21 protein-coding genes are annotated in these 21891 nt (G+C 67.5%); 7 read left to right on the forward strand and 14 right to left on the reverse strand.

Annotated elements, in window-relative coordinates:
* Window positions 1-85: 85 nt before the first annotated feature.
* On the forward strand, window positions 86-691 hold the full coding sequence (locus tag HCK04_RS13805) for a class I SAM-dependent methyltransferase (RefSeq protein WP_142647614.1): 606 nt from the start codon (window positions 86-88) through the stop codon (window positions 689-691).
* Between the two features lie 294 nt (window positions 692-985).
* Window positions 986-1717 (forward strand): hypothetical protein, encoded by a 732-nt coding sequence (locus HCK04_RS13810; RefSeq protein WP_142647615.1) that lies wholly within the window; start codon window positions 986-988, stop codon window positions 1715-1717.
* 320 nt (window positions 1718-2037) lie between these two features.
* Here HCK04_RS13810 and HCK04_RS13815 read toward each other — a convergent pair whose 3' ends face one another.
* From HCK04_RS13815 to drmA, 5 genes are all read right to left on the reverse strand, one after another.
* Complete coding sequence (locus HCK04_RS13815) at window positions 2038-4308, reverse strand: DUF262 domain-containing protein (protein WP_142647617.1); 2271 nt, start codon at window positions 4306-4308, stop codon at window positions 2038-2040.
* A gap of 95 nt (window positions 4309-4403) precedes the next feature.
* On the reverse strand, window positions 4404-5927 hold the full coding sequence (locus HCK04_RS13820; protein WP_312845738.1) for a serine/threonine-protein kinase: 1524 nt from the start codon (window positions 5925-5927) through the stop codon (window positions 4404-4406).
* A gap of 41 nt (window positions 5928-5968) precedes the next feature.
* Window positions 5969-6727, reverse strand: coding sequence for a DISARM system phospholipase D-like protein DrmC (drmC, locus tag HCK04_RS13825; RefSeq protein ID WP_260617252.1), 759 nt, complete (start codon window positions 6725-6727; stop codon window positions 5969-5971).
* Complete coding sequence (locus HCK04_RS13830; protein WP_142647620.1) at window positions 6724-8640, reverse strand: DUF1998 domain-containing protein; 1917 nt, start codon at window positions 8638-8640, stop codon at window positions 6724-6726. The genes drmC and HCK04_RS13830 overlap by 4 nt, the downstream gene beginning before the upstream one ends.
* Complete coding sequence (gene drmA / locus HCK04_RS13835) at window positions 8640-12560, reverse strand: DISARM system helicase DrmA (protein ID WP_142647622.1); 3921 nt, start codon at window positions 12558-12560, stop codon at window positions 8640-8642. The genes HCK04_RS13830 and drmA overlap by 1 nt, the downstream gene beginning before the upstream one ends.
* Before the next feature lie 198 nt (window positions 12561-12758).
* Between drmA and HCK04_RS13840 the strand changes: the two genes are divergently transcribed.
* A complete protein-coding gene (locus tag HCK04_RS13840) occupies window positions 12759-13265 on the forward strand; it encodes a hypothetical protein (RefSeq protein ID WP_142647624.1) in 507 nt (168 codons plus the stop codon).
* Window positions 13266-13391: 126 nt separating this feature from the next.
* Here HCK04_RS13840 and HCK04_RS13845 read toward each other — a convergent pair whose 3' ends face one another.
* The 7 genes from HCK04_RS13845 to HCK04_RS13875 all read right to left on the reverse strand — a co-directional run bounded on the left by HCK04_RS13845 (window position 13392) and on the right by HCK04_RS13875 (window position 16900).
* Window positions 13392-14171: a DUF6082 family protein gene (locus HCK04_RS13845; RefSeq protein ID WP_142647625.1), complete on the reverse strand. Its 780-nt coding sequence runs from the start codon at window positions 14169-14171 to the stop codon at window positions 13392-13394.
* 32 nt (window positions 14172-14203) lie between these two features.
* Window positions 14204-14812 carry a DUF6879 family protein gene (locus HCK04_RS13850; protein ID WP_142647627.1) on the reverse strand — a complete coding sequence of 203 codons (609 nt, stop codon included), beginning with the start codon at window positions 14810-14812 and terminating at the stop codon, window positions 14204-14206.
* Window positions 14813-14816: 4 nt separating this feature from the next.
* Window positions 14817-15086 (reverse strand): hypothetical protein, encoded by a 270-nt coding sequence (locus tag HCK04_RS13855; RefSeq protein ID WP_142620930.1) that lies wholly within the window; start codon window positions 15084-15086, stop codon window positions 14817-14819.
* Window positions 15087-15498: 412 nt separating this feature from the next.
* Complete coding sequence (locus HCK04_RS13860; RefSeq protein ID WP_142647629.1) at window positions 15499-15918, reverse strand: hypothetical protein; 420 nt, start codon at window positions 15916-15918, stop codon at window positions 15499-15501.
* Between the two features lie 84 nt (window positions 15919-16002).
* The gene (locus HCK04_RS13865) at window positions 16003-16221 is read right to left on the reverse strand and encodes a DUF397 domain-containing protein (protein ID WP_142647631.1); all 219 of its coding nucleotides are present in this window, start codon (window positions 16219-16221) and stop codon (window positions 16003-16005) included.
* A gap of 128 nt (window positions 16222-16349) precedes the next feature.
* Window positions 16350-16685: a hypothetical protein gene (locus HCK04_RS13870; RefSeq protein WP_142647633.1), complete on the reverse strand. Its 336-nt coding sequence runs from the start codon at window positions 16683-16685 to the stop codon at window positions 16350-16352.
* A complete protein-coding gene (locus HCK04_RS13875) occupies window positions 16682-16900 on the reverse strand; it encodes a hypothetical protein (protein ID WP_142647635.1) in 219 nt (72 codons plus the stop codon). Before HCK04_RS13875 ends, HCK04_RS13870 begins: the two co-directional genes overlap by 4 nt.
* Before the next feature lie 178 nt (window positions 16901-17078).
* On the opposite strand from HCK04_RS13875, the gene HCK04_RS13880 reads away from it, so the two are divergent.
* Window positions 17079-18326 carry a transcriptional regulator gene (locus HCK04_RS13880; protein WP_142647637.1) on the forward strand — a complete coding sequence of 416 codons (1248 nt, stop codon included), beginning with the start codon at window positions 17079-17081 and terminating at the stop codon, window positions 18324-18326.
* 12 nt (window positions 18327-18338) lie between these two features.
* Window positions 18339-19055 carry a 5-formyltetrahydrofolate cyclo-ligase gene (locus tag HCK04_RS13885; RefSeq protein WP_142647639.1) on the forward strand — a complete coding sequence of 239 codons (717 nt, stop codon included), beginning with the start codon at window positions 18339-18341 and terminating at the stop codon, window positions 19053-19055.
* Between the two features lie 98 nt (window positions 19056-19153).
* Here the strand turns inward: HCK04_RS13885 and HCK04_RS42355 are convergent, their stop codons facing one another.
* Window positions 19154-19426, reverse strand: coding sequence for a helix-turn-helix transcriptional regulator (locus HCK04_RS42355; RefSeq protein WP_312845739.1), 273 nt, complete (start codon window positions 19424-19426; stop codon window positions 19154-19156).
* Window positions 19344-20012 (reverse strand): HAD family hydrolase, encoded by a 669-nt coding sequence (locus HCK04_RS13895; RefSeq protein WP_142647641.1) that lies wholly within the window; start codon window positions 20010-20012, stop codon window positions 19344-19346. The genes HCK04_RS42355 and HCK04_RS13895 overlap by 83 nt, the downstream gene beginning before the upstream one ends.
* A gap of 462 nt (window positions 20013-20474) precedes the next feature.
* Between HCK04_RS13895 and HCK04_RS13900 the strand changes: the two genes are divergently transcribed.
* Both HCK04_RS13900 and HCK04_RS13905 read left to right on the forward strand, forming a co-directional pair.
* The gene (locus HCK04_RS13900; protein WP_142647643.1) at window positions 20475-20849 is read left to right on the forward strand and encodes a hypothetical protein; all 375 of its coding nucleotides are present in this window, start codon (window positions 20475-20477) and stop codon (window positions 20847-20849) included.
* 294 nt (window positions 20850-21143) lie between these two features.
* Window positions 21144-21491, forward strand: a complete 348-nt coding sequence (locus HCK04_RS13905; RefSeq protein WP_142647645.1) for a type II toxin-antitoxin system PemK/MazF family toxin — start codon at window positions 21144-21146, stop codon at window positions 21489-21491.
* Window positions 21492-21891 lie beyond the last annotated feature (400 nt).

Genomic DNA, 21891 nt, shown 5'->3' on the forward strand with positions numbered 1-21891 from the left:
TCCGGAAATGACCCCCGAGCGGCCGCCTGACCCGGTCGTCACCCCTCGGTGCCGATGGCCTCCTCCGGCGCGGGAGAATGCGGGCATGGTCGAAGAGAGCATATGGATGCGGAAGGTCGCCGCCGACCCCGGTCACTCCACCTGGTTCATCGAGCGCTTCCGCTCCATGGCTCGCGCCGGCGACGACCTCGCCGGGGAGGCCCGCCTCGTGGACGCCATGGTGCCGCGCCGCGCCCGCATCCTCGACGCGGGTTGCGGGTCCGGCCGGGTCGGCGGCGCGCTGGCCGAGGCCGGCCACGACGTCGTCGGCGTCGATGTCGACCCGGCTCTGATCGAGGCCGCGGAGCAGGACCACCCCGGGCCGCTGTGGATGGTCGGCGACCTGGCCGAACTCGACCTTCCCGCGCGGGGCATCGCCACGCCGTTCGATGCCGTCGTCTGCGCCGGGAACGTGATGACGTTCCTCGCGCCGAGCACCCGCCGTGACGTGCTGCGACGGTTCCGCGCGCACCTCGCGCCGGACGGCCGGGCCGCGATCGGCTTCGGCGCCGGCCGCGGCTACGAGTTCGGCGAGTTCCTCGCGGACGCGGCCGCCTGCGGGCTCGAACCCGACCTGCTGCTGTCCACCTGGGACCTGCGCCCGTTCCGGGACGACTCCGGCTTCCTGGTCGCACTTCTCCGCCCGGCCTGACAGGACGACCGGAAGGCCGAGCCGTCCTGTCTGGACTTCGCTGCTCCCGGAGTCCCTCGGGCGGAGGCATCCGGTACATCGCCGGCGGGTGAGTCGTGTCCGAGTGTCTTGAGGCCGTCATTGCTGTGCAAGTCCTGCGGGGGCGACGCCGTTCCCGACTGGGTCGTCTGCCCCCTGTGCGGGGCGGAAGAAAGTGACGCACGCCCTGCCGGGGCGGCAACCGCCTCCCCGCCACCGCCGCGTCCGGGCCGGACGGCCGACCGGGTCGTCTCCGCCGCCCTGCTCGCGGGTGCCGTGCTCCACACCGTCGGGATCGCGACCGCTCCCCTGTTGCGGGACAACTGGTATCCCACCCTGTTCGCCTCCTCGCTGTCGCCTCTCCTCCTTGCCGTCGCGGCCGGGCTGTTGTGGTTCACCCGGACGGCGGCCGCGGGAGCGGGCATCGCGGTCGCCCACCTCACCGTCGCATTCTCCCCCAGCGCCCTGCGGACGCTGTGGACTCCGCCACCGGAGGCGGTGATCATCGACAACCTTCCGCTTCGGCTGACCAGGTGGATCCTGCTCGCGGGGCTGGCCGCCTCTCTCCTGGCGTGGCACCGCAGCGACCGGTTCACCTGGCGGCGGGACGGCAGAGCCTGGGCCCTCCTCGGGGTGCTGCCACTGGTCTACCTGGCCGGTCGTTGGCTGCCGCAGATGGCTACCCCGGTGGTCGGCTTCGGGGGCCGTGACTCCGTTGCCTGCTGCTTCATGTTCGACGACCCGAGCCGGGCCCTGTACGATTGGCTGATCGTGGGGATGGCCGCCGGCGCCGTGGTCATGACGGTGCTGGCCGGGCTCGTCGTGAACCGGCGCCTGGCCGGCGGTCTGCTCCTCGGGGTGGTCGTGGCGCTCATGCCGATCGAGGTCACAACCCCCGAGGACGGGACCGTGCTACTCCCCGGGTTCTGGATAGCGCTCGCGGCTGTCGCCGCGATGACCGCCCTCGCCCTGGTGCTCCTCACCTGGAAGGAGACGAGCCATCCCTGACGGCACCACGTCCATCCCGCTGATGCCGGACGAATCGCGTCCCTTCGGCGAGCTCGAAGGCATGCGCCTCGTCGTCGGCGGACTGGATCGCGAGCACAGGCCCGAACACCTCCTCCTGTACTCCGCCACGAGGAACGTCGTGAGCGGGGCGACCTCCGCCGACTTGAGCACGACGCCGAAGCCCGCTTCGTGCTCGTCGCCGCCGACGTCGCCGCACGCGCCTCCGAGTCCCTCGCCACACACGACCTTCATCCACGACAAAGACGATTCGACCCGCCCCTCGCACTGACCCCCTACTCGACGGCTTCCTGGTCAGCGGGTCAGGCGACGGCGGCGCCCCAGCCGAACTGTTCGAGACGGTGCCGGGCGACCTCGGTCTCGGCGGGGGTGAACAACTCCGCGAACCTCGGCTGCACGACCAGAGCCTCGACCGTGAGGTCCAGCCGGCCGCGCTCCCACAAGGCCGCGAACCCGTCCGACACCGCCGGCGAGCGCAGCAGCCTGCGAGCCGTCGCCAGGCTGCCATGCTCGGCCAGCATGCTGAGGAAATAGGAGGCGTGATAGTTGGCCTCGCTCCGCGCCCGGTCGTAGACGGACCGCATCGCGGCGTCGAACTCGGCGTGCACGCCGCTGCTCGCCGTAGGCGGTGGGGCGACCGGCTCCTGCTCGTCTCCCGCCGCGGTCTCGTTGCGGCGCGTCGCGTAGCCGAGCAGCGCATCCACAGAGGTGAAGACCTCATACCCCAGCTCTTCCAGCCTCGGCAGGTCCGCCACCTCGGGGTCGAGCTCCAGGACGACCGGCTTGCCCTGGCCGGGCTGCAATCCGTCGGGCCAGAAAGCCTCGGCCATCGCCAGCGCCCGGCCGCTCACGGGGTCGGCGATCTCGCTGTCCAACGCCGGCTCGGCGTAGCCCAGCCGTGCCAGCTCCTCGACCATCGCCTTGATCTGGGCGGCCCGTACGTCGTCCTGCTCGTCGGCGATGACGGCCACCGGACGCAACTCTCCAACGGCCTCCACGGGGGCGGCGCCGTCACGCAGTTGCGTGAGGAAGGACTGGGCGGCCTGGGCGAGCAGCTCGCGCCGGGCTTCGAGGAAGTCGAGATAGCGGTCCACGCGCCACAGATCCGGATCCATCGGGATCCACTGGGAGGCGAGGACGCCGGGGTGCTTGTCCTCGGCCTCGGCGAAGTAGTCCTCCGGGCTCCGCTTTCCGATGGCGAGGTTGGTGTTCTGGGTCAGGAAGCAGAAGTTGGCGACGGCGTTGACGTGGACGCGGTCATATCCGGCCTTGTACAGCAGCGCCTTCGGGAAGATGTGATGCACCTGAAGTGAGGTCAGCTTGCCGAGCATCTCGGCGTGCAGCTCCAGCCCGCTGCCGAAGTCACGGGCGCCGTGCACCCGGGTGAGCATGTAGAGCAGCGGATAGAACCGCGACCCGCGCGTCGAGCCCTCGAAGTCGTGCGGCCTGACCTCCAGGTTGCCGCCGCGCCACCGTTCGAGGGCGGCGATGAGGCCGTCGATCCCGGATCGTTCCACGGTGTCGTAGTCCTGAGCCAGGATGGTCTCGGTGGAACCGGCGAAGCGCCCCCACAGCGCGGCGTGCACGTACCAGAACAGCACCTTGTCACGGTGGGCACTGTCAAGGAACGTTCCGCCGGGCGTGAGATGGAGCAGGCGGGAGACGACCGGGATCGCGTATCGGCCCATGAGGACCTGGTCGTGGTCGAGCCCCAGCCGCCCCGACACCGCACCGAGCAAGGTGTTCACATATCCGACCGACCTCGTCAGGGCCGTTTCGAACTCGGTGTCCGTCACGGTGTCGAGAGCCGTGAAGACGGCACGGCCGGTGGCGACGGCGGTGATGTTGCGCAGCAGCCAGTCCAGCGAGAAGTCGAAGCCCTTGGCCTGCCACTCGTTCAGATGGTCGCGCATGACCTGACGCGCGGGCGCCCACTGCGCACAGATCTTCGCCAGGGCCAGATCACCCTTGGAAAGGGCGGTTCCACCGGAGTTGACCCGGTTGAAGATGTCCACAACGACATCGACGTTCTTGTCCGGGCCGGTGATCTTCTCCTCGTGGAACTCCCGGTTCTCCAGATTCTTCAGCTTGTTCAGCCGCGCGATGTAGGTGGCGAACTTGTCCGAGTGCTGCGCGAACGCGCCGATGAACGGCTCCAGCCCCTCCATGAACAGGCGGGTGACGTCCACCCAGCGTGGATCGTCACGCATCTTCGCCGGGCCGTAGAACTCGAACGTCTCGTCCTCGACGTTGAAGCGCAGGCCGGTGAAGGCGGACGGGTCCCCGTCGAAGAAGGCCGGGGGCTTGCCGCGCATGATTCCGTACAACGACGTGATCCGCTGCTGTCCGTCCAGGAGCAGGAGACGCACGCCGCCGCCGGTCGCGGCGCCGCGGACGGAGGCCATCTCGGGCTCGGTCGCCCACAGCAGCAGACCGCCGACCGGATAGCCGCGGTACAGCGAGCGCATGAGCCCGCGAACCTGGTCGCGGGTCCACACGTACCCGCGCTGGAACTCGGGGAGAAGCACGGTGCCGTCGTCGATCTGGTGGAGGAGCACAGAGAGCGTGGCCAACAGTCCGTCCCTTGGTGAATCCGTTGACGATCTTCGGAACTTCACTGTAGGCACGAGCTCACCCAAGTTTCAGGCGGTCTTGTAACGATCCAGGGTCAGCGCGCCGTGGCGAGGCCGTTAAGCAACTCCCGGACCTTGCTGACGTTCGGGTGCCCCGAGCCATACCGACGTTCCAGGTCCGGCAGCAGGTCGCGCAGTGTCCGGCCGGCCCGGTCGCGGTCACCTGCGCCGAGTTCCAGCAGCCCGATGCGGCGCCGTAGCTCAAGGATCCGGTCCTCGTCCACCCCGAACCGTTCCTCGTCCGTCAGCAGCCGCCGCATCTGTTCGAGAGCGAGCGCCGTGTCGCCCAGCGCGGCGTAACAGTTCGCCTCCATCAGGCGGAACCGCAGGACGAGATGATCGTCCTCACCTCTGCGAGTGGCCAGGTCGGCGGCCAGTCCACGGAATTCGGACGCGGCGCGCCGGTAGTCCCCGGCGAGGAACAGCACGTCGGCCAGCTCGATGCGCAGCTCCACCGCCCTGTCGTCCGTCGGCTCGATGGACCGGACGGCCTCCACCAGCAGTTCGGCGGCCTGCCGGAAGCGGGACTCGGCCTTGAGCGCGCCGGCTTCCCTCCGTACGCGCTGGATGTCCTCGCCGCCCAGCACCCGTCGCCCGGGTTCCCGGGCTTCCACCGCCGGCGCCTTCGTGGCCGTCACGGCGACCCGCCCGACGACGGCCGCGTACATCCGCACCGGATGGACGGCGGACCCGTCCACGAAACCCGGCAGCGGCGACAGGTCACGGCAGAACGGCACCAGCCGCTCGTAGACGAGCGCGGCGCTCTGCGGACGGTCCGCGGGCCGCTTGGCCAGCAACCAGAGGATCAGCCGTTCGAGGCCCTCGGGCACGTCCGGGCGCAGTTCGCGCACCGGCCGCGGCGGTTCGTCCACGTGTTTGCGCATGCAGGCGAGCGGAGTCCCGGCAGCGAACTGGTTCTCGCCTGCCAGCAGTTCGTGGAGTATCACGCCGAGGGAGTACAGGTCGGTCTGCGGGCTCGTCGTGCCGCTCATGGTCTGCTCGGGCGCCATGTACTCCGCGGTGCCGATGACGACGCCGGTGGCGGTCAGCTTGGTCGCCGACGGCGACAGCGCGGCCGCCACCCCGAAGTCGAGCACCTTGACCGTGCCGTCGGGGCAGAGCATCAGGTTCGCGGGCTTGAGATCACGATGCACGAGCGAGTTGGCGTGGGCGACGGCCAGGACCGAGCACACCTGGGCGGCGATCGCCGCGGCCCAGCCCACCGGCACCCGGTCCACTTCGGCGATCAGGTCGGTCAGCGGGTTGCCGTTGATGAGCTGCATGACGAGGTAGAGGTCGTCGCCGTCGGTGCCACAGTCGTAGACGGCGGGCACCCCCGGATGCTCCAGCCGTGCGGTGATGCGAGATTCGCGGACGAAACGCTTGGTCAGCTCGTCGTCCGGCATGCCGTCCGGAAGGCGGTCCACGCGGATGAATTTGATCGCGATCGGCCGGTCGAGCCGCTTGTCGTAGCCGAACCAGACCTCCCCCATCCCGCCCTTACGGCGCGAGTTCGGGTCGAGTTCGTACCGGCCACCGATGATCTTTCCCTGTGCCACCACACCCTCGTCTCACGCAACATTTTCACGAACTTCGCCTCCTATCGGAGACGCCGCAGCACACCACGGCCGCGCAGGCGGGCCACGTGCTGGGCGGCCCGCTGTGGTGCCGTGCCGCCGCGCACCAGCAGCCCGGCCTCGATGTTCCTCGTGACCCCCGACTGGGTCAGGTTCGCACTCGACACCAGCAGCACCCTCTGGTCGGCCACGGCGATCTTGGCATGCATCTTCGCCCCCTGCTCCGTGCGCGCGTCCACCGGCCAGTGCCACACCTGAACGCCCTCGGCGCCGCCGAACGCGTGCGCGGGCTCCGGGCCGTTCAGCGCCGAGCCCGCGCCCTGCAGCGTCTCGACCACCACCATCACGGTCACACCGCGTCCGACCGCCCCGCTCAGGGCCTTGAGCAGCGGCTCGTACGCCGCGGCCGAATACGTCATGAGGATCAGTTCGTACGACGCCTCGTTCACCAGGTCGACCAACACCTGCGCCGTGGAGCGAACGGGCACGGCGTGCGTCGCCGGGCCGGTCCACACCGATTCCACCGTGGTCGTGGCCCGGTGCCGCTCATAACCGGCGGCCACTCCACGCAGGTAGACGGCGGCCTCTCCCGCGGACATCCGTACGGACGCCAGGCCGGCCAGCACCCGGCGGGCGGCGTCGGGGAAGTCCGGCAGCGGCACCGCGTCGACGATCCCGGCCGCCGGACCGCCCTCGGCGATCCGGTCGGCCAGGGTCCGCAGGTGCACCGGCCCGATGCGCTCCACCGCGTCGGCCGCCGCCTTCTCGAATGCGCTCGTCACGGTAACTCGGGATAGATCGCCAGGGCCGGGTCGTCGATCGGCACCACGAACCGCCGGTCGAGGAACCGGTTGCCGCGCTCGCATGTGGTTTCGGAGACGAACAGGCACACGTGGCAGGCCGCGCCGTGCAGGAAGTCCTCCGGCGTACGCGGGAGCCGTTCGGAGCACAGCGGGTCGGACGAGCAGCTCATCGCCCCGGTGAGCGCCCGCTTGGTCAGCCGCACCAGCTCCTCGGGCTGGGCGAGCGACACCAGGCCGCCGAGCGTGCCCTCGGCGTCCGGCACGGCCGTGTAGATGAGGATCCCCGAGCGCTTGTCGTCCTCCGTGGTCCCCGCGTAGATCCGCTCGGCGAGGCTCGCGGAGTTGTAGCCGCATTCGAGCGCGATCGTACGGATCAGCAGGTGTGACAGCGTATGCAGGACGTAGTAGCGCGGGAGGGGCCAGTAGTCGTATCTGGTCGACTCGTCGAACGGCTGGCCGGTCCGGGCGGAGTAGCGATACTCGCGGAAGCGGCCGTACGCCTCCTTGTGCAGCCGCAGGGCCTCGGACTTCTCCACCTGCTTCTCCCACCGCGACAGCAGGTCCTCGGGCAGCCGCAGGAAGATGCCCTCGCCCCGGACCTCGCTCGCCGGCACCCAGGCCGGCTTGGAACGGGAGAGCGGCACCCGCTTGACGAGCGTCGGGTCCTCCGGGTCGGGAGCGTCGAGCCGGGTGAAGCCGATCATGGCCCGCACCTCGCGCAGCCGCTCGACCTGGACGACGTCGGAGTAGAAGCCCTTGAGCAGCGGTGGAACGGGCCCGTCCGGGGCCCGGTGGGCGGTGAAGTCGTCACTCGGCGGCGGCAGCACAGGGCTGGAGAAGATCTCCCACTCCGGAGTGAGCAGGTCGGGGTAGCTCTCCGGCCCCTGGTCCTGCCCTGCCGCCTGCTCCCCCCGGCGCCGTTCGATGGCCGCCCAGACCTCCTCGTCCGTCCATTTCTCGAACTCGAACGAGAACGGCGGAACCGTTCGCATGAACGGGAGCATCTGCGGGCCGGGAAGGTTCTCCAGGTTGGCCCAGAACTTCGCCACCTGCGTGTCGAGCTCGCTCCCTCCCGTCTTCGGCACGGCGAGGGCCGACAGCGTCTGCGCGAACCACTGGTTCGACGCGCCGACGACGAGCACGTACGGCTGCTCCTGACAGGGCGTGAACGTGCCGAGATGGGGGTGGCGGCCTCGGCACTGCGGCAGCTGGTCCCGGCCGCGCTTGCCCATCGCCTGCCGGATGTTTCGCTCCCTGCCGCAGCGCTGACAGACGATGCGCACGTTCGCGCCGATGTTGCCGCCGCGGTCCTCCATCAGCAGGTTCGGCTTGGCCGCCTTCTCACACGGCCGGCCCTCGTGGACGAACTCCAGGTAGGGGAAGTCGTCCAGGTGCCCGTCGGTGCAGGCCAGCACGAACCGAGCGCCGACGACGAGACGCTTCTTGTTGCCCTTGCCGCACTCGTGGAAGAACCTCGCCTCGTGCGGCTTGCTCGGCTTGTCGTTCTCGAAGCCGAACGCCCGGGAGTCGACGCGCGCCAGCAGGTTGCACGCGGTGCAGCGCATCCAGCCCGGGAACGGCACGACCGGCACACCGGTCCTGGCCGCCTCACCGTTGGGGTTCGTGTCGGTGCCCGGCATCCAGGGCGCGGGGCGCAGTTCACGCACGGTCTTGCTGAGCAGCGACTGCACGGCCGCCAGGAGCCGGGGCTCGGTGATGAGCGCGGGGTTGTTCTCCGGGTCCTCGGGTGCCCTGTATTGCCAGTCGTCGAGACCCTTCACCAGCACCGAGAAGTTCGGCAGGTCGACGAGCGAGCCGACCCCCGAGGTGAACATCAGGTGGCTGGGCCGCACCGCGCCGACCCGGCGCCGATAGGTGGAGTACGCGGCCATCACTTGCCCCTTCCGTCCAGGGTGATCACGCCCATCTCGTCGCCCACCGGCTCATCGTCGGTCTCCCCGGCGCTGCCGGGGAAGCCCCATTCCGGTGCGCCCAACGGCGCGAGGAAGATCTCGTCGTTCCCAGGCAGGAGCAGGTTGATCTCGTTTTCCGTCTCCCGCATCGAGTTGCCGACCGTACGGGCGTCCCAGCGGCCGTTGCCCGCCCGATTGAGCAGGCCGTCGACGATCTCCTTCGCGTTGCCCTTCTTGCGCTCGTAGCCGAGCCGGGCCGAGCCCTGCTTCGCCGCGTTCCACAGGTCCGTCAGCATCCTCAGCCGCTCGTCCAGGGCCTGCCTGCCGCGAGGGCTGCCCGCAACCTCGGCCCTGGTGAGGAAGCGCTCGACGAAGCGCGTCACGACATCGCCGTTGAGATCCACGTCCTCCGCGTCGCGGTTGCGCGAGTGCGCCTCCTCGACGTTGCGTACGGCGGCGACGAACGCGGCGGTCGTGCCGCGGTCCAGCGCCCGCGCCGTGTACGGCGTGACCGACAACGCCTCCACCTGGCGGTAGAACGTGGCATGGTAATGCTCGAAGTCCTCGTAATGCGCGAGGTCACGCGGGCGCGACCAGTTGTAGAGCGTGATCACCAGCCCGGGGCGCGCGGCGTCTCGGCCGACCCGCGAGGACGCCTGGATGTACTCGGCCGTGTTCTTCGGCTGGCCGGTCATTACCATGAGCCCGAACCGGGACACGTCGACGCCGACCTGCAGCATCGACGTGGCGAGCACGACGTCGACGGGCGGCTGCGCGGACCGCAGGCTCCGCAGCGTCCGGTAGCGATCGGCGAGCGGATGCGCTCGCCTGCGCTTGGACTCGTCCCTCTCCCTCATGACCTCGGCGATCTCCTCGCGGCACTCCCGTCTGCGGCGCGAGGTGTCCAGCTCTTGGTCGAAGCCGATCTCCAGCTGCTTCAGCACCTCGCTGATGTCGCCCGAGGAGATGCGCGAGGTGAGCTCGACGATGTTCAGCAGGTCCGTACGGCCCGGCAGCCGGTTGGACAGCTTCTTGCGCCTGCCGTGCATGCGGATTCTGGTGGTGACGTCGTCGTCCAGGTAACGGCGCATGCCCGCCAGCTCACGGGTGGCGTTGAAATAGCCGACGAGCGTCATGTACGGATCGGCGGGCTCGCCGTACCGGTCGAAGAGCGTCTGCCCGGCCAGCAGCAGGATCTCGGCGAGCCGGATCTCTGCCTGCTTGAGGCGCACGCCGTGCGCGCACACGCCGAGGTAACGCCGCCCGGGGTTCTCCGGGGTGACCGGGACCTGCCGGGAGAAGAACGTGTCGGCGACGTCGATCACCTGCGGCGGGAACACGGCGAGGTCGTCCCGGCCGAAGACGCCGAGCACCTGCGCGCCGGCCCGCTTGGTCGTCGCGGTCGACGCGATGATCTTCGGCCCTGTCGGCCTGCCGTCGACGGTCCACGTGCACAGCTCGTCCACGGCCGCCTCGAACAGGCCGACCACGGTGCCGAGCGCGCCCGAGATGAGGTGCAGCTCGTCCTGGATGATCAGGTCCGGCGGCCGGAGCCGGACGACGGGGCGGCTCTCGACCTTGGGCAGCCTGCCCTTGGCGTTGTGCCTGCCACCGCAGCCGATCTGGTCGTCCATGTCGTCGTGCCGGTAGCCGTGCCGGGGGCAACGCCGGCTCACCCGGCCGAACAGGTGCCCGGCGAAGCCGCGCCACGGAAGCTGCGCCAGCTTGTCGACGGTCGCGATGACCAGGCTGGGCGTCAGCCGGTAGATCTCCTCGTCCACGGTGAGGATCGGCAGGCCCTCCCGCCGCGCGTACGCCTCGTCATCACTCGTGACGGACGGCAGGGCCCGCAGCATGCGGTTCTCCCCCAGCCGGGAGAACGGGCACGGTTCGGCGTCGCCCTCGCTGCCGCGCCCGCAGTAGAGCAGCACGCGCCGACGGTCCTCGTCGAGGTCGAGGTTGACGTCCGAGGCCAGCTTCTCGCCGCACCAGGGGCACGACAGCGTCTGCAGAACGTTGGTCTCGCGGCTGGACTCCCTGGCCTCCTGGATCTGGTCCCTGGCCGGGCCGAACCAGTTCGGCGAGACCGCGCTTCCCACCCACAGGCCGATGCGGAACGGCTCCTCGCCCCACGTCGCCGGGTCATCGCGCCGCAACACCTCACAGGCGCACACCAGCGCGGCGGCTCGCTGGAACTGCTGCGCGGTGAGCAGGCGCAGCGTGTAACGCATCAGCACCGCCACGCCGTCCAGGCCGCTGCGCGCCTCCGTCCCGGACCCGACGACCTTCTGCAGCCGCCGGATCGCGAACGTGTACGCCGTGAGGCCAAGATACGCCTCGGTCTTGCCGCCGCCGGTCGGGAAGAAGAGCAGGTCGACGGTGGCCGTGTGGCCGGCGGCCCGCTCCGGGTGCGCGGGATCGGTCAGCGAGGGCAGGTTGAGCAGCATGAACGCGAGCTGGAACGGCCGCCACGACGCCGCCTTCGCACCCTGTGCGTCCACCTCCGCCATGGCCTGCTCGTAGCTCAGCCCTTGTTCGTCGCGGAGCTTCGCCATCGCCGTACGGCGCCGCTGCAGCGCCATCGCCTCGTTGGCGAACTTGAACGCCGCCAGCGCCTGTCCGTGCCCGTCGGTCGTGGCCTGCGTGAGCAGCGCGATCCCGGCACGGATGCGGTCGGCGGCCCGCCTCGCCTTCAGGACGGCGACCTCGGCGGCCTCGCGCAGCGGCTCGGGCAGCTCGGGGATCTTGAGGTATTGCTTATCGAGCCAGGCCGTGTAACCGTCCGCGAGCGGCGTCAGCCCGGCGGCGAGCTCCTCGGGCGATGCGTCCGCGAGGGCGTCCATCGACAGCTCCACACCGGCGAGGGGCGTGCCCTGCCCCACCGGGGCGACCGTCGCGGGCACGTCGTGGCACGGCAGCCAGGTGGTGCGCAGCTCCGTCGCCCGCCGCTCGCCAGGGGCGACTGTCGCGTGTACGGCGACGTTCCGGCCGACGGCATACCTGCGCTCGTTCCGGTAGAGCAGTCGCAGGTGCTTGTCCTCCAGATCCTCCTGATCGCCGTCCTCCCGGCCGCCGTCGAGAGGGTCGTCGATCGGGAGGAAGACGTCCGCGGGTCCGTCCGACGGAGCGGCGGCGACGAGCTCGGGCTGGAACAGCCACGCGGTGTCGGCGCTCGTGTCCGGCTCGATCTGCTGGTTGACCAGCGTCATCTCGACGACGCGCCGGTGGTCGGGCCGGGGCCGTACGGCGACCGCGAGCAGGACGCCGGGCTCGTCGGCACGTTCCATTGTGAGAGGGATCTTCTGGGTGGGCTCGTCGAGCCGAATCGTCATGCGGTGCTCGACCGGCCTGCGCCCCCAGATGCGTTCGGTCCGCGACTTGCCGTTGGCGCCCTCGATCTGGGTCTCGGCCTTGACGTACTGACCCCAGCGGGCGGTCACCGCGAGCGCGTCGAGGTCGGCGGGCACCGCGAACGACATGCCCATGGACGACGCCCACAGACGCCCGAGGTTCTGCGGCGTCAGCACGTCGGGCAACTCGCCCTCGGCCCCGTCACCCTCGGCACCGATCTCGATGTCCGGCAGCTCGTCGGCGTCTTCGGCGACCCGCTTGGGCGACGGCTTGGGGCCGAGCATGCCGACCAGGTAGCGCTCGCGCGGGCCGATCGACCGCGGCGGCAGCTCCTCGAAGTCGCCGTCGTACGGCCCGAGCAGGTCACGCTCGACCAACTGCTGGAAGGCGTCCCTGACCTCGAACGACGTGACCGGCGGGAAGTCCTGCGGCAGGTCGAGCGGACGTCGCGCCTCTTCTGCGGGCTTCGCCGCCGTCTCGTCTCCCAGGCCGAACAGGTCGCCCTGGTCGGCTCCTGCGGCGAACAGCTTCTCCTGCCGATCGAACACGTGGGGGTGTCCTTCCCTCGCCTGATCTTTGGCGCAACGTTAGTTGCTCTTGGTAAACATCTGCATGACGCGTGGCCGGATCGTAAGGTTGCCCTCGATCGCTGGTCGAGACTCCTTCTACCGAGAAGGAAGACAACGATCCCGAGCAGGTTGTCGCCCCTCGATGCACACTCGATTACCGGCTGTAACCTCCTGGCCATGACAGCGATCGACCGCGGAGCGCTCCTGGGGCTCGTCCGCGCCCGCCCCCTGCTCGCGGCAGAGCTTCTCGGGGCCGTCCTTGCCGCCGGCGGGAAAGGACCGATCGACGGGGAAGCGCTCCGGAGACGGCTCCCCTGGACGGACCTCGCGAGCACGGACGCGCCCACCCTGGCCTCCCCCTGCCAGGGGATCATGGCCGACGCATGCAGGGCTCGCGCACACGAGGCGGGAGCCGCGTTCGAGGGGTTGATCGCGTTCTTGCGCGCCCGCATCGCGGAGGGTTTCGACCAGGCAGACAGCGCTGCGGACGACGGGGAGCCCGGCGTCCACAAGGCAGAGCGGGATCTGGCCGCGAAACGGGACCGCGTGGATTTTCTGGAGTCCGTGGTCGTCCACGGCCTCTACCTGACGGTCGAGGAGCACCTCCAGGCGGAGCACCTGCTCAAGCTGGAGGCTTCGGCGTACGACTGGCACGACGACTACGAGGACGCCTGGCAGCCCTGAGTGGCGAGCCCGTCGAGCGAAGGAACCGACTCGGGGCCACAGTCCGTCGGCAATGGTGGTGACGTACGTGCTCCGCACGTTTCATTGCGCAGACGCCGTGAGGCGTTTGCGCAATGAGGGGCGAGTTCACGTGCGCCGCTGCCGGGACAGGGATGCTGCCATCTTGCGCAGGATGTCGATGACGAGCACGACACCCAGCACGGCGAGCAATCGCGTCAAATTGGCCTCACTTACGAAGCCCCTTGCGATGTTCGCCTTCGCATGAGGAAGCGGATCGGCGCTGCCGGGCGGCTCCCAGACAGGGGCGATCGGGTACAGGCGAACGACTTCTTGGTATTCGGCGTCAATGATCCGGTTGAAACGGCGCTCCCGACGCGTGCCCGAGCTCGACATGCGCAACGCTCTGACGTCTTGCCAGAACCTTCGACCGATCGGCCCTTCGAGGACCGTGCGAGAAATCTCCCGCAGATGCGTTTCGGTGATTGCCCGCAGCTCCCACATGAGCAACCAGTGATTGAAAATCATATTGACATACATGTGCGCCTTTTGACCGTCCTCCTCATCCGCGGAGAAGAAGGGCCCCCAACATGCACGATAAAGCGGGTCGTCCATCGCCATTCTCATCAGGTCGCCGTGCAGCGCTCGCAAGGCCTGTTCACGAGTGGCCTTGGTCTCTCTCGCCTGCAGAATCAAAGAGAACGACACACCGATCAGGGCGAATACCGACAAGAGTGCGGACGCCACTCCATAGGTCTGCCCTATGTTGCTCAACAGCAACCAGTCGTCACGCTTGGCTTTCAGCGAGTCGAGAAACAGTGGCGAGGAGATGACGAGAACGGAGATGAGAGCAATGGACGCGAAGAGGATTGTGCTGATGACGAAGCGACGACCGATGGCACCGGCCATGCGGGTGATCGGACGTCGCTGATTCATTTGGATCAGGCGATGGGAGTGCCGGACTGTTGCAGAGGCGGAGGAAGAACCGCGCGTTCCTCGTTCAGATAGGGAAGCAGATCCCGACCCACGATGAACAAGCTCTCCACGTCGCGTCGGCAAGACTCGATCAAAGCTCTGTCTACGATCTTCCTTGCTCCCGTGAGCGTGCCGTCCGGTGTGTAGAGGACCTCGTACATCACCAACGAATCCAATATCACCAGCTCAGGCAAGCGGTAGGTGAACCCGTGAGCCGGCAGGAGATCCGAGTCGAGGACCCTGATATCTTCACCGGCCTGCGCCCGATGACGAATGTAATAGAGTTCCCACTGGATATACGGAGTGAAAGGTTTTTCGACGATACGCACTCGCCGCATTTCAAATCCATGCACCTGTTTTACAGGTTCCTGGATCTCTTCGCGACGTTCGTCGATGAGACGTATGGCTTGGTTCCAGTCCCCCGAGTCGAACGCCCGCCAGCTGGAGTCGTCCGGCTCCCGGAAACTCTGATAGGTCTCCAGCTTCCAAAAGACATCCTGCAATCTTTGGAAGTACGGCCAGAAGTCGGAGAGGTACTCTTCCGAGGTCAGCGTGACGGCCTCCGCCTCGGCCACATTCCTAAGCATCTGGAATATCCGGCTTGGCGGCGACGATCATGGTGCGGGGAATGACGACCAGGCGCTCGTCGTCGCCGACGCTCACGCCCGATGGGAGCCGGTCAGCATAGGCATGGGTGAGATCCCGGCCGATTATGGCGATATCTCCGTTGGACAGCTCCCAGATGTCAGGACACGACGGGCTGCCGGTTGTTTCACCCAGTTCGAGCGCGGATTTGCCGAGACGTCTCCGAAGCTCCGCCGTAGCGTCGGCTTCCCATGGACGAGACACGACATACCTCTTTTCCGCCGATACGGGTTGCCCCGAGTGTCGCACGGGATGACAGAACGGGCAAGCATCAACCGTGGAGGCCACTGAAAGTAGGCGGGAAGCATCCGCATATCGCGGATTTATTGCTGTCACTCGACCTGTCGCAGGCATCCTATGCCCCAGGGATTGCCCATGCAACAGTGATCGCATGGCCTGCGGTAGAGATTGACACGCGTGAAGTATCAACGCGGCTACAGCCGCCGCATACACAAATAGGACAGCGTCCTCTTTTGCCCGTTTCCGCTTTTCTGACCAGAAGAGAATCAGATAGTCCTGCCCTACCTGCCGATTTGCAGAGAGCTTGCGCCCGCCGACCACGAACGACGGCGACCCGAAACGCCGGCCATGACCGGAGACCGGCCGGGAGGGCGGTTCAGGTGGCGGGGCAGCGGTGGGCGGCGTCGCGGTTCGGGGAGCAGCAGATGACGGCGCAGGTGACGAACCGGCCGCCGCGTAGCCAGATGCCCCATTGCACGTCCAGTCCGGCGGCCAGGGCCTCCCCCGCGTTCTCCAGCCGTAGGCCGAGCCCGATGCGCACCTCGTCCTCCGGCCGCAGGAACTGCGGCTCGGCCGCGCGGTAGCGCCCGGTCAGCCACTCCAGTGCCTCCCCCACCGACCCTGGCGAGGCGTCGATGCGGCTGCGTGGTTTCAGCAGCCAGTCGCACGGACGCATCGGCGGTAGCGGTGAGGCCAGGAACGGCCCGGGGTCGCCGGACGGCGGGGGCGGGCGGCGTTCGGCCTCGTTGCGGCGGTCGTCGCCGATGCCCGTCCAGGAGTAGCAGTGCAGATGCATGCGGCCTCTCGGACGTGGTCGTTACAGTGGGGTGCGGTCCCTGCCTGCTATCACCGGGCAGGGGCCGCACCCGGCCTCGTAGGGCTACAGGAGGGCGGTCATCCCGGCGGCGCGGAGTTCGTCGCCGGTGAAGCGGAGCGTCCCGGCGTTGGGGTTCTTGCTGTCACGCAGGGCGAAGGCGTCCGCCGCGCCGGGGATCGGGGCGATCTCGACGCAGGTCTCCTGCTCCTCCTCCTGCTGGTTGCCACCGCACAGCCGGCGGAACCGCGCCCCCGCCAGGTCACGCTCGTACAGGTCGGTCATCTCATCCCTTCTTCCTTGTCGATCCGTCCCGCCCCGTGCGGCGGGTTCCGTGCAGCGGACGGCCTGCCGCCAAACCCCCTCAGGTGTGCGGCAGGCCGCCCGGACCCCGCCTGCTCGGCGGGGAGCCTTTATCGGGCCTGGCCGGCCAGCAGGCGGCGCCACCACGCGTACGCCTCTTCGCGCCGCCACCAGCGGGCCGTCCAGGACACCGGCGGCACGTCGTGACGAGCGAGGGCGTGGCGGCGGAACTGGTAGAGGCCGCCGCAGCGGACCAGTTCGTAGGAGGTCATCTGGCAGGCGCAGGTGTGGGCGACGACCCGGCCGCGACCGAGGCTCTCCTCGATCCACCACAGCTTCGTGCGGCCGGGGCGCGGCACGGCCGGATGCGGCGACACACCCGGACAGTCCGCGTCGTCGCCCTCTTCCGTGGCGGCGACGCCGAACACCGCAGCAGACGCGGTCACCGCGCCGTCCCTTCGGCGATGCCCTCTTGTACGGCGATCGCCTGGCACAGCTCCACCAGGTCGTCGGCGTCGACCGTCCGGTGCGCGCCCGCCTCCTCCACGGCCGCGGGGAACGGCCGCTCGCGGGTCGCCCACAGCCGCCCGGCGTCGCTCCGCATGATCCGCCACCCGGCGAACACCGGACGGGCGGCGGCGACAGTCCTACTCTGTGTCATGGGTCAGGACCACCATCCTGATCAAGGGGTCCGCACGGCGGTCGCAACGCCTGCGGACCCCGCTTGTTCGCGTCGTCACCTCCAAGTACAACAGTGCGTAATCTCTCCATCACAGATGTTGGTAGGGGACACTAAGGGCGGTCAGGACGCCCCCGGTCTGACGAAAAAGGTGCACGCAGTGGACGCCGAACTCCCCCCATGGGCCGTACGGCTACGCGCCGAGCGGCGCAGCCGGCTGTGGAGTCAGAAGGAGATGGCCCGCCGTCTCGTCGAGGCCGCTGACGACGAGACGCGCAAGGGCCTTCCCTGCCGGGAGACGATCGTTCGCCGGATCAAGGCGTACGAAGCTGGTCACAACCAGCCGCGCGATCCCTACCGGCTGCTGTACACGCGAGCCTTCGCGGTGAGCGAGGAAGACCTCTTTGGCGAGCGAATATCGCCCGGCAACGAAGCACGGGAGAGTCTGCCCGACGAATACAGAGCATCGGCCGACGAGCGGCTGAACTATGTGATGGAGCGTCCGGGTAGCGTCGATCTGGTTGCGGTCGCACACGTACGCGAGCGGGTTCACGCCCTGGCTGCGCGGTACGACAACGTCTCGGCAGCATCATTGCTGGTGGAGGCCGCGCGGTACTTCGGTCAGGTGGCCTTCCTCCGAACGCACGCCTCTTCCAGCCTCGTACAGCGCGAGCTATGCACGGTGGAAGTTGAAGCCGCGACGCTTATGGGGCAACTCGTCTGGGATACCTCCCAACGACGCGATCACGCGACCACCCGCGCTTACCTTGCTCAGGCAATAGCGGCAGCGAGGCAGATTCGGGATGGGGCCGCCGAAGGGCATGCGCTCCTGCGTATGAGCTTCGTCTCGCTCTACACGGAGAAGAAACCGCAAGTCGCGCTCGACCTGGCCTTGCAGGCAGCCGACCGCGCCGCGCACAGCAGCCTGGTGCTGCGGGGTCTTGGACTGCTCCACGTCGCCGAGGCATACGCGATGCTTGGACGGCGATCGGACTGCGAACACGCTTTGGGTGAATCCGAGACGTGCTTCGAGCAGATCAGCCCGGTAGACGCAGCGATCGAGATGTTCTCACCTGCCCAGCATGGCCGGCTCGCCGGCTCGTGCTACCTGCTCCTCAACGACGCCAAGCGAGCGGAATCGATGCTCGAAAGCGCTGCTCAGTCCCTCCAGGATCGTCCGAAATCCCAAGCGATCGTGCTCGGCAACCTGGCTCTTGCTCGCCTTCGACAAGGGGACCTTGAAATGGCAGCGGCGTCGCTCCACGCCGCCATCGACCTCATAGAAACGACACGGGGTGGCGGTGGGCTGAACGTCGTGTTCAGCGCGGGCCGCGAGCTTCAGCCATGGCGGGAAATGCCGATTGTTCGAGATGTGTTCGACCGGTTGTTTGCGCTCGTCGCTGCCTGAAGGGTGATCGCAATGGTGAAAGACCAGGCCAAGCAAGAGGTCCGGGAGCGCGTGTGGGCACTCTTGGAGCAGGAGCGCGTCGTCCCACCCGGTGTTCGCGGTCGCATCCCGGCATTCGTCGGAGCCGAGGCCGCCGCCGAACGGCTCGCGAAGCTATCGATCTGGTGGGAGGCGGCGGTTATCAAGGCCGTCCCGGACAAGGCGCAGCTTCCCGTACGGGCGCGGGCCCTGGCCGAAGGCAAGCTCGTCTACATGGCCGTACCCAAGCTGGCCGAGGCACAGCCGTTCTATCTCCTGGACCCGGCAGCGCTGACGGTGCCCGCGACCGAGGCTGCATCCAGCAAGATCGCCGCAACCATGGCACGCAGAGTCGACGTAGAGGAGATGCGGCCGGTTGACCTGATCGTGTGCGGCAGCGTCGCTGTGAACCGGCAAGGCGTCCGGCTCGGTAAGGGCGCCGGCTACTCCGACATCGAGGTAGCGCTGTTACACGAAGCCGGGTTGATCGGCCCGGATACGACGATCGTGACGACGGTGCATTCCTTGCAGGTCGTCGCTGGAGACCTGCCTGAGGCCGAGCATGATTTCCGTGTCGATTTCATCGTGACGCCCGACGAAGTCATCGAATGCGGACCGCCTCGCCGACCTCGTGGTCTCTACTGGGAGAGCCTCCCCCAAGAGATGATCGACGCGATTCCCGCGCTCGCAACTCGCCGTTCGCGTGGTTGACGAGCGACCGAGGCCGAAGGAATGGGCCCGGCGGGCTCCTGGCCCGAACCTGGCTTGTCACGAGAGCGGGTGGGAGCCTGGTTATCGGGCCTGGCCGGTTAGCAGGGCGGCGCCACCACGCGTACGCCTCCTCTCGCGATGGCGTAGAGCACGTTGTCGCTCGGGTTCCGGCTCCCCTGCTCCAGCTTACGGATCATGCTGCGAGAGACATCGGCCGCCCGTGCGAGTTCGCCCTGCGTCATCCGGCGCGCGGTGCGGACTGCGGCGATACGACCTCCCGGGCCGTCGTTACGACTCCGCGCCACGACCATCGCTCCGCCCGAATGTGGACAGCAGAGCTGGGAGGTCGGCAAGACCGTCGATTCGTACATCAGCCGGTACGGCCGGATCGTTGCCCCAGAGGAGCCCCCACGGTCCCCGTCTGATCAGACAGCTCGCAAGACCTGCTTCCTTCGCCGGCACCACATCGTTGACCGGATGATCGCCGACATAGAGCGTCTCTCCAGGAGAGACCCCGGCGAGCTTGACAACACGATCGAAGAACGCGGCGTCCGGCTTGGCCACTCCCCATTCTCCAGAGGTGGCGATGGCGTCCACGGGAAGACCCAGCCCGCGTAGCAGACTGCCCGCCTTAACCGTCTGGTTCCCGGCGACGCAAACCCGCAAGCCCATGCGTTGCAGTGCCTGCAGGCTGTCACGAACATCGGGATATAGGTCGGTCTCGTCGAGAAACTCACCCCGACCCGAGTGCTCACGTTCCCGGTACGCCGCCTGAAGGTCGATACCGGGCCGGATCATGCGGATGGCTTCGGCGTTGTCCAGCCCGAGTGCGGTCACCGCACCCACGAGAGCGGACATCGTATGACGGGGGACGCCGAGCCAGTCCGCCCATGATCCCCAGTAGCGGTCATCGCGGACCAATGTCTCGCCAATGTCGAACACCACAGCCTTGACCACACCGGCAACGTAAGCCAGCGATCACTCCGCGTACGGCGAGTTTTGCAGGACAAGTCGAGACCGTGAGTAGGCAATCCGTTACTCTTCGACTCGTGTCCCCCACACAAGCCGCGACCCACAACGCGTTCGAGGTGCCGGTGAATGAGGCCGACGGTCATCTCCCTGACGTCATTGCCGCTGCCATTCAAGGCATGCGATCGCTTACCTCACCAACCAGGGTCACCGTGTCGCCGCCATCGTCCCGGCAGACCGAGCCTCATACTGGACAACTTCGCGGAGATCGAGAGCCGGCAGACGGAGTTCTGGCTACAGCGGCTCCGCTGTACTGGATTATCCCGACGGGCAGGTTGACGTGCCCGTGCCGCAGCAGTGAACCGAACCGCCACCTCGATCGTCCAACCCTTAGCTGTACGCGGGGGGCGCTTTATAGCAGGGACACATCACTGGTGTCAGACTGAGGGCGTGCCAGAGGAGAACCCCGTCGTGGAGAACTTCGCCATCGTAGTCGACTGGAGCGACGCTGCAGGCGTGCCGATCACGCACGTGAACCAGTTCGTCGCGCAGCCAGGTCCGCCGACACTGGAGGGTGGCCCTGACGGCATCTACCTCCTACTCGGTAGCATCCCTCCACCTCTCATCCCGAGGGACACTGAGGGGCAACGGCGAGCGATCGAGACCTTGAAGGCGACAGGCCTCAAAGTAGATATTCATGGCCGTTTTCATATGAGCAGAGCTCGACTGGAGGAACTCATTCAGGTGCTGCAGACAACTGCGGATACCTACGACGCTGCAGTCGAGCGTATGGCCCAGGATCGATCTGAAACTGAGGAGGGCTAACTCCATGACCACCCCCCTAACATCGACCTTCATCTCAGCAGGAACTAAGAGCGAGTTCAAATACGAAAACCCCATTGCTCGCCCTCAACCCCGGCCACACAGGCGGATAATCACTGCCAGGCGGCGATCCCCGGACATCATCGAAGGGCCTTGGTCAACAGTCGCAAGTAACGCGCCGCTGGCAGTCGATATGTCCTATGAGGATGACGGCACCGACGAGCACGTGAGGGCGTACGTGTCACGGCTATGGACTGAGGATTGGGACAATCCCGAGGACGCCCTGTACGACAACCTATGACTCCCGGAGAAGTAAGGCTGGTGTGGTTCCCCTTCAGCCACTCAGAAGCCCAGCCATATAAGAAACGACCTGTCCTGATTCTTGCAGCCACCGGCGCAGGGCCGACCCGAACGATTCTCGCCGCCATGGTGTCATCCAGTGCCAAACGTGCCGCGATGATGGGACCATACGACGTGCCGATCACCGACTGGCAAACTATCGGCTTAGTGGCGCCGTCATTTGTTCGGGCGAATCGTATCTGGACCGCCGAAGACCGAGACTTCGACAACCGTCTCTTCGGCACGGTGAAGGACGACGTCCTTCAGCAGGTTCGCCACCATGTCATGAGCCTCCTCACCATGTGAACGGCTTTCTAATGTCATCACTGACATCGCCGCCAGAGCCGAGATGGAGATGGGACGGTACGTTAAAGACACCCTGTTGCTTGGCAAGCATCTAATTGAGCGTGTGCCGCAACTGATGTCACACAACGCGAAGCCTGGGTCCCCGTCAATTCCAGCGGTAAGCCCGGGCTCACTACATCTCCTCTCGCAGGAGTCGGCATCAGGGAGAGTACTTCCTGCTGTAAGTGAAACCGCGTGACTCCCGACACGCAGTAGGCCGAGAGGGGCGGCCTCGGGCCGCTTCAGCGGGCTTACATGTGTTCGGTGCCCATGCAGCCGGGGCATGGAGTCCAGCCGTCGGCTCGGGCTTCCGCTTCGGACATTTGTAGGACGTTATGCAGGCGGTTGCCCTGGCTTTCGC

The organism is Microbispora sp. CL1-1 (assembly GCF_012034195.1).
GTDB lineage: Bacteria > Actinomycetota > Actinomycetes > Streptosporangiales > Streptosporangiaceae > Microbispora.